At 75.1% G+C, this 13,957-nt stretch carries 10 protein-coding genes; 4 read left to right on the plus strand and 6 right to left on the minus strand.

Annotated features, from left to right (window positions below):
- Window positions 1-155: 155 nt before the first annotated feature.
- On the plus strand, window positions 156-1,256 hold the full coding sequence (locus tag ACH4NX_RS16115; RefSeq protein WP_351389232.1) for a citrate synthase 2: 1,101 nt from the start codon (window positions 156-158) through the stop codon (window positions 1,254-1,256).
- Between the two features lie 493 nt (window positions 1,257-1,749).
- The gene (locus tag ACH4NX_RS16120; RefSeq protein WP_351389231.1) at window positions 1,750-3,213 is read left to right on the plus strand and encodes a PAS domain-containing protein; all 1,464 of its coding nucleotides are present in this window, start codon (window positions 1,750-1,752) and stop codon (window positions 3,211-3,213) included.
- Between the two features lie 17 nt (window positions 3,214-3,230).
- On the opposite strand, the gene ACH4NX_RS16125 is transcribed toward ACH4NX_RS16120, so the two are convergent.
- The gene (locus tag ACH4NX_RS16125; protein ID WP_351389228.1) at window positions 3,231-3,986 is read right to left on the minus strand and encodes an SIS domain-containing protein; all 756 of its coding nucleotides are present in this window, start codon (window positions 3,984-3,986) and stop codon (window positions 3,231-3,233) included.
- A 211-nt stretch (window positions 3,987-4,197) separates the two neighbouring features.
- Between ACH4NX_RS16125 and ACH4NX_RS16130 the strand changes: the two genes are divergently transcribed.
- Together ACH4NX_RS16130 and ACH4NX_RS16135 are read left to right on the plus strand one after the other, a co-directional pair.
- Window positions 4,198-4,890, plus strand: a complete 693-nt coding sequence (locus ACH4NX_RS16130) for a metal-dependent transcriptional regulator (protein WP_351389225.1) — start codon at window positions 4,198-4,200, stop codon at window positions 4,888-4,890.
- 650 nt (window positions 4,891-5,540) lie between these two features.
- Entirely contained in the window at window positions 5,541-6,458 is a 918-nt protein-coding gene (locus ACH4NX_RS16135) for an alpha/beta fold hydrolase (protein WP_398127559.1), read from the plus strand.
- A gap of 19 nt (window positions 6,459-6,477) precedes the next feature.
- Here the strand turns inward: ACH4NX_RS16135 and ACH4NX_RS16140 are convergent, their stop codons facing one another.
- The 5 genes from ACH4NX_RS16140 to ACH4NX_RS16160 all read right to left on the minus strand — a co-directional run bounded on the left by ACH4NX_RS16140 (window position 6,478) and on the right by ACH4NX_RS16160 (window position 13,797).
- Window positions 6,478-7,206: a hypothetical protein gene (locus ACH4NX_RS16140; RefSeq protein ID WP_398127560.1), complete on the minus strand. Its 729-nt coding sequence runs from the start codon at window positions 7,204-7,206 to the stop codon at window positions 6,478-6,480.
- On the minus strand, window positions 7,203-7,352 hold the full coding sequence (locus ACH4NX_RS16145; RefSeq protein WP_351389217.1) for a hypothetical protein: 150 nt from the start codon (window positions 7,350-7,352) through the stop codon (window positions 7,203-7,205). Before ACH4NX_RS16145 ends, ACH4NX_RS16140 begins: the two co-directional genes overlap by 4 nt.
- A gap of 35 nt (window positions 7,353-7,387) precedes the next feature.
- Window positions 7,388-12,013: a CHAT domain-containing protein gene (locus ACH4NX_RS16150; RefSeq protein ID WP_398127561.1), complete on the minus strand. Its 4,626-nt coding sequence runs from the start codon at window positions 12,011-12,013 to the stop codon at window positions 7,388-7,390.
- Window positions 12,010-12,888 (minus strand): hypothetical protein, encoded by an 879-nt coding sequence (locus ACH4NX_RS16155; RefSeq protein WP_398127562.1) that lies wholly within the window; start codon window positions 12,886-12,888, stop codon window positions 12,010-12,012. Before ACH4NX_RS16155 ends, ACH4NX_RS16150 begins: the two co-directional genes overlap by 4 nt.
- Window positions 12,889-13,143: 255 nt before the next feature.
- Window positions 13,144-13,797: a bifunctional DNA primase/polymerase gene (locus ACH4NX_RS16160; protein WP_398127563.1), complete on the minus strand. Its 654-nt coding sequence runs from the start codon at window positions 13,795-13,797 to the stop codon at window positions 13,144-13,146.
- Window positions 13,798-13,957: the final 160 nt, after the last annotated feature.

Below are 13,957 nucleotides of genomic sequence, written 5' to 3' on the forward strand. Positions count from 1 at the left end.
GGATGACTGTCGGCCGAACGGGGCATCACAGGGGTGACCGCCAGGACCGCGAGTCGACGACACGACCGTGGATCCAAGGGACTCGAAGGGTCCCGGGGGCGACCGCACCGCCTCCGCACAGGTCGCCACACATCACGATCACGAGGAGCCGCCTGATGTCCGACTTCGTACCCGGGCTCGAGGGAGTCGTCGCGTTCGAAACGGAGATCGCCGAACCCGACAAGGAGGGCGGCGCCCTCCGCTACCGCGGCGTGGACATCGAGGACCTCGTCGGGCACGTCTCCTTCGGCAACGTCTGGGGCCTGCTCGTCGACGGCGCCTTCAACCCCGGCCTGCCGCCCGCCGAACCCTTCCCCATCCCCGTCCACTCCGGTGACATCCGCGTCGACGTGCAGTCGGCGCTCGCCATGCTCGCGCCGGTCTGGGGCCTCAAACCCCTCCTGGACATCGACGCCGAGCAGGCCCGCGCCGACCTCGCCCGCGCCGCCGTCATGGCCCTGTCCTACGTCGCCCAGTCGGCCCGCGGGCAGGGCCGGCCCATGGTCCCGCAGCGCGAGATCGACAAGGCGAACTCGATCACCGAACGCTTCATGATCCGCTGGCGCGGCGAGCCCGACCCCAAGCACGTCGCCGCGGTCGACGCCTACTGGACCTCGGCCGCCGAACACGGCATGAACGCGTCCACCTTCACCGCCCGCGTCATCGCCTCCACCGGCGCGGACGTGGCGGCGTCCCTCTCCGGCGCCGTGGGCGCCATGTCCGGCCCGCTGCACGGCGGCGCCCCCTCCCGCGTCCTGCACATGATCGAGGAGATCGAGCGCACCGGCGACGCCGAGGCCTACGTCAGGAAGACCCTCGACGCCGGCGAGCGCCTCATGGGCTTCGGCCACCGCGTCTACCGGGCCGAGGACCCCCGCGCCCGTGTCCTGCGCCGTACCGCCCGCGAACTGGGCGCCCCCCGCTTCGAGGTCGCCGAAGCCCTGGAGAAGGCCGCCCTGGCGGAGCTCCACGCCCGCCGCCCCGACCGGGTCCTGGCCACCAACGTCGAGTTCTGGGCCGCCATCATGCTGGACTTCGCCGAGGTCCCGGCCCACATGTTCACCTCGATGTTCACCTGCGCCCGCACGGCCGGCTGGTCGGCCCACATCCTCGAACAGAAGCGCACCGGCCGCCTGGTCCGCCCCTCCGCCCGCTACGTGGGTCCCGGCTCCCGCGACCCGCGCGACATCGAGGGCTACGCCGACATCGCCGGCTGACCCTCACGCACGGTCGCGGAACGCAGACGACCCGCGAGTCAGGTTCCTCCAGTGGAGGAGCCGGCCGGACGTACCGGCGACTCGCGGGTCGGGTGACTGCCTGGGATTGGGCCGGCCGCACGCGTCTGACACGCGCTGGCCCGGCACCGCACAGGATGTGGTGACGGGCCGCTAGCCCGCAGCCACCTCTTCCGTCCGGTATTCATACATCTGCCGAACCACCTCCTCTCCGAAGTGACACCCACACTAGGAAGCCGTCTGCCGGAGAACAACCCATTTTCCGAGACCTCGCCGCCGCGGCCCCGGAGCCGCGCGCGGCGTGGCGTCGTCGGCCCGGGGACGGGGACGGGGCTGCGGATCGAGGCCGTCGCGGGTTGCGCTTCGCGGCTCGTCCCGCACCCCTCATGACGGGGGCGTATGCCGAGTTTCCGCAGTACAACGATTTCCGCAATCTTGTGGGAACTCGGTGTGTGCTGCATCACGTTCGAGTTGAATGAAGGCCAGTGAGCGAACCGGCGTACCGTACGGCGGACGCAGCCTGCAGGGGGTCCAGGTGAGTGCTTCCCGGCGTAGTGGGACCACCGACGAGCTGGGGCCGGACGAGCCGGAACAGCCCGAGCGGGACGGCGCGGACCTGTTGGCCGCGCTCCTCGACGGGATGGACGCGGCCCTGTGCGCGTTCGACGCGGACGGTGTCGTCACCCATTGGAACCGCGAGGCGGAGCGCATCCTGGGCTGGAGCGCGGCCGAGGCCGTGGGGCGGCAGGGCTTCGCCGGGTGGGCCGTGCGCCGGGCGGACGCCGGGGAGGTCGAGGAGCGGCTGCTGTCCGCGATGCGGGCACCCGGGCGTCAGGTGCACGAGTTCGCGCTGCTGACCAAGGACGGCGGGCGGGTGCTGGTGCGCACCCAGTCCGCGGCCGTGCGCGGCCCCGATGGCAGACCCGCGGGCGTGTACTGCGCGTTCAGCGAGGTGCACGCGCAGATCGACCTGGAGCGGTCCATCGCGCTGAGCGAGGCGCTGCTGGAGGACGCGAGCTGGGGCGTCGTGCTGGTGGACGCGGACCTGCGGCCCGCCGTGGTGAACGCGCACGCGGCGCGAGCGCTGGGTGCCGGGCGTACGTCCGTACTGGGCCGCCCGCTCGGTGATCTGCTCGCCCAGGGCGTCGAGGAGCTGGAGAACGCGCTGACGCACGTCCTGGCGGAGGGCACGCCGCCCGCGCCCGCCGAGGTGTGGGTGACTGTGCGGGGCCCGGAGGGTGAGCGGCGCCGGTGCTGGCGCAGCGGGTTCGTGCGGCTGGCGTCGCCGCTGGCGGAGGAGCCGGTGCCGTTGGGCGTCGGCTGGCTCTTCCAGGACATCACCGAGTCGAAGCAGGGCGAGCAGGAGGCGGCGCTGCTGCGGTTCCGGGCCAACCAGCTGCACCGGGCGGCGCGTGCCGCGGCCGAGTGCGAGGACCCGGCGGAGGCGGCCGTCGTCCACCTGGACTTCGCGCTCGCCGGGTTCGCCGACCACGCCCTGATCGACCGGGTCGTGGGCGGGGCGGCGGCGGACACCGACATGGCGGAGCCGGTCCGGCTGGTCCGGGTAGCGGCCACGCCGTCCGGGGCGCCGGGGCCGAGCCTGCCCGCCGGGACGGCCGGGATGCCGGTGCGCTACGGCGAGGGGCACCCGGCGGTGCAGTGCGTGGAGCGGGTGGGCTCGGTGCGGGCCGGCGCCGGGGCCCGGGCGGTGCCGGCCGAGCAGATGCGTGACTGGGCCGCGGCCCGGCAGTGGCCGGCGGACACGGTGCACGGCCTGTGCGCGGTGCTGCGCAGCCGGGGCCGGACACTGGGCGTGGTGACGTTCCTGCGGGGCTCGGGACGCAGCGCGTTCGAGCGGTCCGACGCGATGTACGCGGAGGACGTGGCGGCCCACATCGCGGCGGCGCTGGATCTGGCCGCCGCGGTGGGGAATCGGTAGTGCGGTCCCGGGACCGCTCAGCGCCGGTAGAAGATCCGGTCCGCGTACTGCTCCAGTACGCGTCCGTTCCAGTCGTGGCCGCCGTCCACGTTGCCGGAGCGCAGCAGCGGCGGTTCGATGCCGCGTTCGGCGAGGGTGGCGGCCGCGGTGGCCATCACGGCCTGGAGGAGGGCGCTGGTGACGACCGTGGAGGCGGGCGCGAAGGGCGCCGGGACGGTGTCGAGCGTGAGCTCCGCGTCCCCGACGGCGATCTTGGAGTCCAGCACGATGTCGCAGTGGTCCTTGAGGAAGGTGCCGGAGGCGTGCCGGGACTTGGTCTCGGTGGCGTACGCCACCGAGGTCACGCCGATGACCCGCACACCGAGGGCGCGCGCGTTCAGGGCCATCTCCACGGGCAGGGCGTTGCGCCCGGAGAGGGAGATGATCACCAGGGTGTCGCCCTCGCGGAGCGGCGAGGAGTCCAGTACGGCGCTCGCGAGACCGTCGACGCGCTCCAGGGCGGAGCCGAGCGTGGCCGGCATCACGTCGACGCCGACGACGCCGGGCACGGCGAGCAGGTTCATCAGGGCGAGTCCGCCGGCGCGGTAGACGACGTCCTGGGCGGCGAGGGAGGAGTGCCCGGCGCCGAAGGCGAACAGCCGGCCGCCGTCCCGCACCGTGTCGGCGATCAGCGTGCCGGCCGCCTCGACGGTGTGGGCCTCCTCGTCGCGGACGCGTCGCAGGAGGTCGATCGCCGCGTCGATGAACTGGCCGGCCGGCTTGCGGTCGCTCATGCGGGACCCCTTCGGTATGGCGTCTGTGGCTGCGTCGCGGATCACCGTGCGGTCTGGACCAGTGCGGTGTCAATACGGCCTCGCGGGCCGCGCTGGCCCCGGTTCGGGCGCCGAGGCACGGTTGTCGGTGGTATGCGTCAGAATTGAACGCAGGGCCAGCGCACGCGCCGGTGGGCCGTCGGCCTCCCGGCAATCTCATCAAGGGGCACGTATGTCCGGACTGATCGACACCACGGAGATGTATCTCCGCACCATCCTCGAGCTGGAGGAGGAAGGTGTGGTCCCGATGCGCGCCCGGATCGCCGAGCGGCTCGACCAGAGCGGCCCGACGGTCAGCCAGACGGTGGCGCGGATGGAGCGCGACGGTCTGGTGTCCGTGGCGGCCGACCGGCATCTGGAGCTGACCGAGGAGGGCCGTCGGCTGGCCACCCGCGTGATGCGCAAGCACCGGCTCGCGGAGTGCCTGCTCGTCGACGTGATCGGGCTGGAGTGGGAGCAGGTGCACGCCGAGGCGTGCCGCTGGGAGCACGTGATGAGCGAGGCCGTCGAGCGTCGCGTGCTGGAGCTGCTGCGGCACCCGACCGAGTCGCCGTACGGCAACCCGATCCCGGGGCTGGAGGAGCTGGGCGAGACGGACGGCGCCCACCCGTTCCTGGACGAGGGCATGGTGTCGCTCGCCGACCTGGACCCGGGCCTGGAGGGCAAGACGGTCGTCGTGCGCCGTATCGGCGAGCCGATCCAGACGGACGCGCAGCTGATGTACACGCTGCGCCGGGCGGGTGTGCAGCCCGGCTCGGTGGTGAGCGTGACGGAGTCGGCGGGCGGTGTGCTGGTGGGCAGCGGCGGCGAGGCGGCCGAGCTGGAGTCGGACGTCGCCTCCCATGTGTTCGTCGCCAAGCGCTGAGCGGGCGTCCACGAGCCTTCACCCGCCGTCTCTGCGAGGGCGATCTCCCGCCACCGCGCCGATCCCGTCGATTCCGGGATTCAGTGAGCCGAACAGCAGCGCCCGGACGCTTCGCGTGCAAGGCTGTGCCGTGAGGCATATGACGTAAGGGGCTCTTGGCCGTGGCCTGACAGCGATGTCGCCCGGTCGGAGAGGGGGAGGGACGTGCCGGAGAGATCGAGAGGGCCCCGGCGCCGTGTGGCGCCGGGGCCTGTCCTCCCCTGTACTGACCCGGAGCCCCGAGCTCCCAGGGTCAATCCCCTCGGACCGTTTTCCCCGAGCGGTCCGCCTCCCGATGAAGATCTCCCCTCGCCGGAGGCGATCAATCCCGCAGTGGTGTCACTCGATTGAGGGGTGTTGCCCACCGGGACGGCATTTTCGAATGAGCATTCGATACTCTGCGCAGGTCGAACGGCCCTGAAGCCGAACGGCCCGTGAGCACGGTGGCTGGACACGACGGCGAGCACGTCAGGACACGGCTGGCACGGCAGGCGCGCGGGGACACGGCACGGAAGAAACGGCACGGCACGGCAGGCAGAACACGGTGCACAGGACCGGCCGGCCCGGGTGGGACGGACGGTCCGAGCGAAGCTTGGGGGGTGCCAGGACCTATGGCGCGGCGTATCGACGTGACCGGCGCGGGCGGCGTACGCCTCGCCGCCTGGGAGTTCGGTGATCCTCCCAAGAGCAGCCGGACGCACGGGACGGCCCCGGACGCCACGGCTCCGGGGGACACGGCCCCCTCGTGCGGGGCGGGTGACCTGCCCGGCGTGCTGTTACTGCACGGGCTGATGGGCCGCGCCTCGCACTGGGCCCCCACGGCCCGCTGGCTCTCGGCCCGGCACCGGGCCGTCGCCCTCGACCAGCGCGGCCACGGCCGCAGCGACAAGCCCCCGCAGGCGGCCTACACCCGGGAGGCCTACGTCGGGGACGTCGAGTGCGCCCTGGAGCAGCTCGGGCTCGGCCCGGCCGTCCTGATCGGCCACGCCATGGGCGCGCTGACCGCCTGGCAGCTCGCCGCCAAACGTCCCGACCTGGTCCGCGGCCTGATCATCTGCGACATGCGGGCCTCCGCCCTCGGCGGCGCCACGCAGCACACCTGGACCGAGTGGTTCCGTGCCTGGCCGGTCCCCTTCGCCACGCTCGCCGACGTACGCAAGTGGTTCGGCGAGGACGATCCATGGGTGGAGCGCCCGAATCCGGCCCGGGGAGAGTTCTACGCCGAGGTGATGGCCGAGTCCCCGGACGGCTGGCGGCCGGTCTTCGAGCCGGCGCAGATGCTCAGGTCCCGCGAGACCTGGGTCCACGACGCCCACTGGGAGGAGCTGGCCCAGGTGCGCTGCCCGACCCTGGTCGTCCGCGGCCTCGACGGCGAGCTGGGCCGCGCCGAGGCGCAGGAGATGGTCCGCGTGCTGCCGCGCGGCCAGTACGCGGAGGTCGCCGACGCCGGCCACCTCGTCCACTACGACCAGCCGGAGGCGTGGCGGGCCGCCATCGAGCCCTTCCTGGACAGCCTCCGGGAAGGCTGACCCCGCCCTGTCCCGGTCGTCAGGAAGCGGCGTGGTGCCGTACGGCACCGGCACCCGTCACCACCGTCCCCGCGGCCCCCGCTGCCGAGTCCCCGCCGGTCACCGTGAGGAAGGCCACGGCGCCCACCGCGACGAGCAGGACCGCGAGCAGGCACCAGCGACGGGCCGTGTGCAGGGCGGCGCGGATCTGCCAGACGTGGGCCATGGCGAGCAGCCAGCGTACGAACGGGTCCGTCCGCGCCACATTGGCCCGGGCGCGCTCCAGGTGCCGCCGGAGCAGCTCACGCCGGGCGGGGTCGGCCTCGGCGGCCAGCATGCGCTGGACCTTCGCGGCGACGATCCGGTGGCGCAGCAGGTCGTCCACGCCGGTGGCCGTGGCGCCGAAGAAGTCGGCGGGGGCGGCGTCGATCATCTGCCGCAGGCCGCGCAGCGCCGGGGAGGCGAGAGTGGCCGTCGTGGTCAGCGGGGGCACCAGCACCCGGCTGACCTGCCACACGGCGAGGCTCACCCCGGCCAGCGCGACGAGCAGGGCGGCCCCGGCGACCAGCGCCTCGCCGAGCCCGTGCACCTTGCCCACGGCGACCAGGGGGCCACCGCCGACGAGTGCCGCGCCGACCGCGCCGAAGGCGCCGATCATCCAGCGGGCCGCCGCCCGCAGCTCCGGTACGGCGTCCAGGGGCGAGGGCAGCGCGTCGAAGGGTGTGATGCCCTGGGTGCTCTCCGCGCCCGGTTCCGGTGCCGAGGTCACCGTGTCTCCCCCTCGCGGTTCACCGCGTTCGGGGGGCCGTGGTCCTCGGGCACGTCCGGGTACGGCAGCCACGCCGTGCCGTCGTAGAACTCCAGTACGCCGTCGATGCCGAGCCGTACGTCGTTGATCTCCGGCTCCCTCTCCATGCGCCGCAGTATGGCAGCCGGGAGCCGGCGGCGACTCAACACCCGGTGAGACCGGGGCCGTTGAGGCCGCCAGGGCCGTTGAGGCCGCCGGGTCCGCCGGGTCCGCCGGGTCCGCCGGGTCCGCCGGGTCCGCCGGGTCCGCCGGGTCCGCCGGGTCCGCCGGGTCCGCCGGGTCCGCCAGGTCCGCCGGGTCCGCCGGGTCCGCCGGGGTCACCGGGGCCACCGGGTCCGCCAGGTCCGCCGGGTCCGCCGGGTCCGCCGGGGTCACCGGGGCCACCGGGTCCGCCGGAGCCCTCCAGGTCGTCGAGGCAGCGCAGCAGCACCGTGACCGTCGCCCGTTGCGTCGGATCACGAACCCGTGCCGCGAGGCCGGGATCCCGGCGGCCGGCGAGGACGTCCGCCAGGACGGGGGCGAGCGGGGCGAGGGCCGGATCGGCGCGGAGCCGGTCGAGGTTCTCGCGGGTGGTCGTGGCCGTGCCGCTGTCGCCGGAGGAGGCCGTGACCAGGTTGCCGAGCACGAGCCCGAGATGCATGACGGGCCACAACTGGACCGGCACGTCCGCCTCACCGCGCAGGGCGGCCAGCGCGCGTGCGGCCACGGGCGCGTCCAGCGGTCCCAGACCGGCCCCGACACCGGGTGCGCGGTCGCCGTCGAGGACCCGGCGCAGCACCCCGGCCAGCGGGGCGAACAGGGGCGCCAGCCCGGCGTAGTGGTCCAGGTGCTGTCGTAACTTCACCTTCGCCGCCGTGTTGCCGCGCTCGGCGGACACCAGGGCCGCGATCGCCGGTTCCCACACGATGCCCCACGCCGCCGCGGCGACGCGCGCCGCCGGGTCCGCGTCCGCGCCGTCGGCCGAGGCGTCGGTTCCGGCCAGGCGGCGGGCCTCCCGTCCCAGGGCCGCGAGCACCTCCGACACCCGCTCGGGCGCGGCCAGCCGGCCCAGCAGCGCGTCCAGCGCCACGCCGGACACCTCGCCCACCCGGGCACACAGCGCCTCGGGACCCGGGGGCGGCTCCGCGGCCGGCCCGAACTCCCGCAGATCGCCCGCCGCCGCCCCCACGGCGTCGACCGTCCGTCCGTCGATCAGCACCCCCAGCAGCGCCCCGGCGAGGTGATGGGCGCACGCGCCCGCGCCGTCGCGCGCGTGGGCGTGCAGGTAGGAGCCGAAGTTGGCGTGGCTCACCGCGATGGTGGACGGGGCGCCCGCGCGGTAGGCGTAGCGCAGACAGTCCCGTCCGCGGGCCAGCGCCAGGTCGCCGCGGCCGCGGGTGTCCTCCACGGTCGCGAGGGAGCCGAACACCTCCCCGAGGAGCAGGTCGTCCCCGGCGGCCTCGAACACCGCCCGGCACGGTTCCAGCAGTTCCAGCGCCTCCTCGGCGCGGCCCAGCCGCAGCAGCGGCATGTACGCGGGAAACCGGGCCTGGGCCAGGTCGGGCGCCGGTGCGCCGCGGGCCAGCTTGGAGCGGCAGAGTTCGGCGTTGTACTCCAGCGCCCGCGACCAGTGCCCGGCGTCCACCGCGGCCCGCTGGGCGGTGTCGCACAGCTCCTCCCACACCTCCCACCAGGCCACGGCCTCGCCCGGTTCCGGCCGCCGGGGCAGCTCGTCCGTCCGGCGGCGCAGGACGTCGGCCTCGGCGAGCACCTGCCCGCTACGAGCCCGTTCCACCAGCACGTGCAGCCGGTGCACCTCGCCGAGCAGCCGCGTCCACGGGCCCAGGCCGGCCCGCCGAGCGTGGTCGGTCTCGGCGTCGGCGAAGCCGGCCGCCTCCGCGAGCCGGCCGGTGCGCAGGCACAGGCCGCAGAGCGTGGCGGCCGCCGTGGACGCCGCCGCGTGGTCCCCCCGTTCCAGTGCCGCCGCCAGTGCCTTGCGGGTCAGCCGCTCGGCCGCCGCCGGAGCGGTCGCCCACAGCACCTCGGCCAGCGCGCCGGCCGGTGCCCGGGGCGCGTCCCCTGCGGCGGCCAGGGCGGCGAGATGCCGCACCACGGGCAGGACCCGGTTCCGGGTGGGCCGGGAGCCGTCGCGGCGCAGCACCGTCGTCAGCAGCACCTCGGCGCTCTCGTACTGCCCCAGCCGGATCAGGTACGGGGCGGCGGACAGCCCGGAGTGTGCCAGCAGGGGACCGGCCGACCTGGCCCCGTCCGCCTCGGTGCCCTCCCGCTGCCACGCCGCCTCGAAGACCCGCGTCCAGTACCCGGCCAGCCGGGTGTCGACCAGCTCCCGGAAGCGCTCTCCGGCCCGGTGCCGCCCGTCGGCGGCCACGGCGGCCTGGACCTCGTAGGACACCGGCGTCTCGCCGGACGCGGTCGGTGGCCGCACGCCGATGAGCGCGTACGCCGTCAGTGCCCGCAGGCCGGTGTCCAGGAGGGCGTCGGGGTGGCCGAGGCGGGCGCGCAGGTCGGGCCAGTTGTGTTCCACGGCCGGGCGGGTGCGGTCGTCCTCCTCCAGGCAGCAAAGGAAGCGGAACAGGTCGCGGTGGGCGGGGGCCAGGGCGTCGGCGATCCCGTCGGACCAGGCGCCCAGGACCCGCGCGTAGTCGGCCTCGCTCGGCGTGGCGCGGCCCGTCGTGAAGAACCCGTCGGGCGGTCCCGCGCCCTCGGACCAGGCCCGGCCGGCGGCTCCCAGCAGACCGGCGAGCCGCGCGGGGTCGGACGCCTGCCGGTCGGCGAGCTCCAGCAGCTTGGGGTGGCCCTGCGTCACCTCCAGCAGGGCGGTGGCGTAGCGGCGGGCGGCGGTCGGGTCGAGCCCGGGCAGCCGCCCGTCGAGGAGCGCGGCGAGCCCGGGCAGCTCACGCGTGAGCAGCAGGGCCTCGTCGGCGCTCAGCATGCCGACCGGCTCGCGGTGCACGCGGGGGCCGAGCCCGGGCGGGCGCAGTCGGGCGGTCAGCACGATCCGTCCGGGCCCCGCGTGCCCCGACAGGGCGGTCAGCAGCGGACCCCACCGTTCGTCCCGCCACGCTCCCGTCGCGGTGAGCAGGGCGTCGACGTGGTCGAGGACGAGCAGCAGCCGGTGCCGTGCCAGGCAACCGGCGACGGCGTCCGTGAACTCCCGGAACCCGCCCGGCTCGTCCAGCAGCCGCACGCCGGCGAACTCCGGCACCGCCCGCTCCAGGGCCAGCGCGAAGCCGGCCAGCACATCCTGCGCGTCGTCCGTCTCCCGCCGTTCCGGCGCTTTGAACCAGACGACGCCCTCGAAGGCGTGCCGGTGCGTGGCGACCAGCTCCCGGGCACAGGCCGTCTTGCCCGCACCGGGCATCCCGTGCAGCAGCACGCCGCACCGTCCGCCCCCGACCGCCAACGCCGTCCCGGCCCGTGCCAGCACCCCCACCCGCCCGACGAACCGCTCGAACGGCTCTCCGCCCGGCCGCCCGGCCGTCGGAGCCGGCGCCTCCACCGAGGTGGGGGGAGAACCGTCGGCGGCCGCACCGGCGTGCTCCCCGGCCGCCCGTGCCCCGGCATCCGGCGCGGACCCGTCGGGTCGCCGCGGTGCCGCCAGGGTCAGCCGGGCCGCCCGCTCGCCGAACAGCGCCGGGGTCGCCGACTCCAGAACCGAGGAGGAGCCGCGGGCCGACAGCTCCCCGAGCGTCGTCGCCAGGGCCCGCGGCAGTGGGTGCCCCTCGATGACCAGCAGCGCGTACAGGCGCTCCGCGAGCGCGATCGCGTAACCGTCCGGTACCGCGTACCGCATCGCCAGTACCGCGCAGTCCAGCCGTTCGGCCAGCTCACCGGCGAGCGCGCCGACCGGCCCCGTCCGAGGCCCGGGTCCGGCGCCGCCCTCGTCGGCGTCGACCGGCAGCCCGAGCACCCGACGCTGTTCGCGTACCGTCAGCGTCGCCGACCAGCAGGCGGACAGGGTCACCAGGCCGACCCGGTGGGCGGCCGGGGCCAGCAGCCTGGCCAGTTCGGCGGCCGGTACCCGGTCGGGCCGGCCGGCCTCGGTCTCCAGGAGCAGTTCGCCCGGGGTGCCGTGGCCGGAGACGTGGACGACGTCCCAGCCCTCGGGAGCGGTCAGTACGGCACGGAGCCGGTCGCGGGTGACGCCGTACTGCAGGGTGCGCAGCTCCACGCCGCGCCCGGCCCGCGCGGCGTCCGCGAACAACCGGGCCAGGCCCACTCTCTCCCGCCGCAGGTTCAGTGCCCGTTCGCCCTCCGGCATGCTGAACAGGGCCAGCACCCGTACGGGCCGCTCGCCGTCCGGCGCCGGGGCCCGCACGGGGTGCCCGGTGCGCCCCGTGCCCAGCCGCATCACCAGCGACACGTTCCGCAGCGCCAGCGGACGTCCCCGGACATGGGCCAGTTCCAGCGGTACGTACAGCAGCCGGCGAGCGTCCGCCGGCACCACGACCCGCACCACGGCGGGTGCCGCCGCCGCCAGTGCGGGCCCGACGGGACCGAGGATCTCCGTGCCGATCCACTCGCCCACCTCCCGCACGATCTGCCGCTCCCGCACCGTCCGTTCGTCGGGTGCGGCATGCCGGCGCACGTGACCCGGCAGGTCGAGGAAGGCCTCGTACCGGGAGCTGCCGGGATCGAGGCGCACCGTGTGCCGGGCCAGGACGCCGCCGTCCGGACCGGTCAGCTCCCAGCGCCACCGGTCGGGTCCGGCGACGTCGTGTGCCATTAGCAGCAGCTCGGTCACGGCGGCGTCCGCGGCAGCCGTCACGTCCCCGAGGTGCCGCGCAGCAGCCGGAGCCGCTGGATGGTCCGCTGGATGCCCGGACGCGCGGGATGCGAGGGCGGGAACTCCCGCAACGCCTGCTCGTACATCGCCTGCGCTTGCGCGGCGTGCGCCGGCGACCCGGCCAGCGCGCGCAGCATCAGCGCGCCGCCGAGGTTGACCAGCCGGATCGGGTGGTCCGGGTGGTCGGCCGGGGTGGCGTTCAGCGCCTTGCGGGCATGTCCGAGGGCCTCCTCCAGCGTGGCGGGATCCGGCTCGCGCTGTACGCGGCGCAGCAGGGAGTTGGCCAGGTTGGACTGTTGCGAGGCGCGCTCGGGCCCGGGCGGGAGGAGGTCGAGGCAGGCCCGGTAGAGCCCGATGGCCTCGTCGATGTCGGCCGGCCGCCCCCTGTGGTCGAACGCCTCCTGCAACGACGTGCCCAGCGACGACATGTGGCGGGCCAGTTCGGGGTCGCCCGGCGGCGAGGTGTCCACCGCCTGACGCCCGTACGCCAGCGACCGGTCCAGCAGCCGCACGTCCCGCTCGCGCTCCCAGCGCAGCCGGTACAGCATGCACAGCGTGGACAGGCTGGTGGCGTGGTGCGGGTCGTCGGCCGGGTAGTGGTCCCTGGCCCGCTCCGCCAGGCGCACCGCGCGCCGCAGCAGCGCCGGGTCCCCGGTCCGTCCGTAGGCCAGCCGCAACTCGTCGGCGGCGCCGAGTGGTTCACCGTCTCCGGAGACCGCTCCGGCACCCGCGCCGACCGCCGCGCCCGCGGTCTCCCCGCTCCCGGGCCCGCGCCCGCGCCCGCTCCCGGGGTCGGCCTCGCCCTTGTCGGCCTTGCGCGCGGACCTGCCTCTGGGTATGCCGAACCATCTGGCCACGCTCGCCCCTCAACTGGTCGATGTCGACGGTGCCGTGCTGGACGCGCTGGTGTGTTCCGCGGCTGCTCCCCTGCTCCCCGCTTTTCCCCTTCCGGTCCCGCGTCATGCATGGCCGGCCGCGGTGAGGGTCTTTGGCGGACGCCCCCACCGTGCGCGGTACGGCCGGCCGCAGGCCGAGCAGGGCCGACGCCGCTCCGACGCCGCTCCGACCACGCCGCCGGGGGTGAGATCCAGGCCGGAGGGCCGAGTGCCGTTCTACCGGTCCCGGCCGCAGGCATAGGCCAACGCCGAGATCAGCTCCTCCACATCCGGCAGCCACCGGTTCGCCGCCGTGGGCCGGCACACCCACTGCACCGCCCCCCGCGTCCCGTACCGCGTCGGCGGCGCGGCCACGTACGTACCCTCTCCCAGCGCGGCCAGGTCGAGGGACGACGGCGACCATCCCAGCCGTCGCACGAGATCCGGCACCTTCACCGCCGCGCCCGGCAGCACGAAGAACCGCATCCGCCGGTCCGGCGTCAGCGTCACCGGCCCGAGCGTCAGCTTCATCCGCTCCATCCGGGCCAGCGCCAGGAACCCCGAGGTCTCGGGTACGTCGATCGCGTCGAACGTACGCCCCGTGGGCAGCAGGATGGACGCCGACGGCTGCTTCTGCCACATCCGGCGGGCGACGGTCGCGCTGCCCGTCGCCTGCGTCGCCCAGTCGTCGCGCGCCGGGTGCGCGCCCGGGGCGGCGCACACCGGGTCCGCGCAGGAGCAGTACTGCACCCCGTCGGCGGCTTCCAGCCAGGTGCCGGGAAACACGTCCCAGTGGCGCTCCTCGGCATAGCGTACGGCGGTCTCCAGCAGCGATGTGCCGCGCTGCTGGGGGATCTGTGCGGCTTCGGTGCCGGGGATGGTCTCTTCCACGTGGAACTCAACTCCCGTGGTCACCGGGGGTTACGGGGGGTCGCGCGCGCGGGGAGGAGCATCGATTCCCCACCCGGGGCGCATGGGTGCATGGGTGGGGGCGCGCAGGAGGATTCGCAGCGGGAGGTGGGTAGCCACGTCGGGGGCCGACGCCGGCCGC

Source organism: Streptomyces sp. NPDC017225 (assembly GCF_044331465.1).
In the GTDB taxonomy this organism is placed as follows: Bacteria; Actinomycetota; Actinomycetes; order Streptomycetales; family Streptomycetaceae; genus Streptomyces.

What these genes read in the sequence shown, in the direction of transcription:
- ACH4NX_RS16145 (WP_351389217.1), bottom strand. Translation starts at nt 7,352, where the DNA reads ATGGAGAGGGAGCCGGAGATCAACGACGTACGGCTCGGCATCGACGGC.
- ACH4NX_RS16115 (WP_351389232.1), top strand. Translation starts at nt 156, where the DNA reads ATGTCCGACTTCGTACCCGGGCTCGAGGGAGTCGTCGCGTTCGAAACG.
- ACH4NX_RS16130 (WP_351389225.1), top strand. Translation starts at nt 4,198, where the DNA reads ATGTCCGGACTGATCGACACCACGGAGATGTATCTCCGCACCATCCTC.
- ACH4NX_RS16125 (WP_351389228.1), bottom strand. Translation starts at nt 3,986, where the DNA reads ATGAGCGACCGCAAGCCGGCCGGCCAGTTCATCGACGCGGCGATCGAC.
- ACH4NX_RS16120 (WP_351389231.1), top strand. Translation starts at nt 1,750, where the DNA reads ATGAAGGCCAGTGAGCGAACCGGCGTACCGTACGGCGGACGCAGCCTG.
- ACH4NX_RS16135 (WP_398127559.1), top strand. Translation starts at nt 5,541, where the DNA reads ATGGCGCGGCGTATCGACGTGACCGGCGCGGGCGGCGTACGCCTCGCC.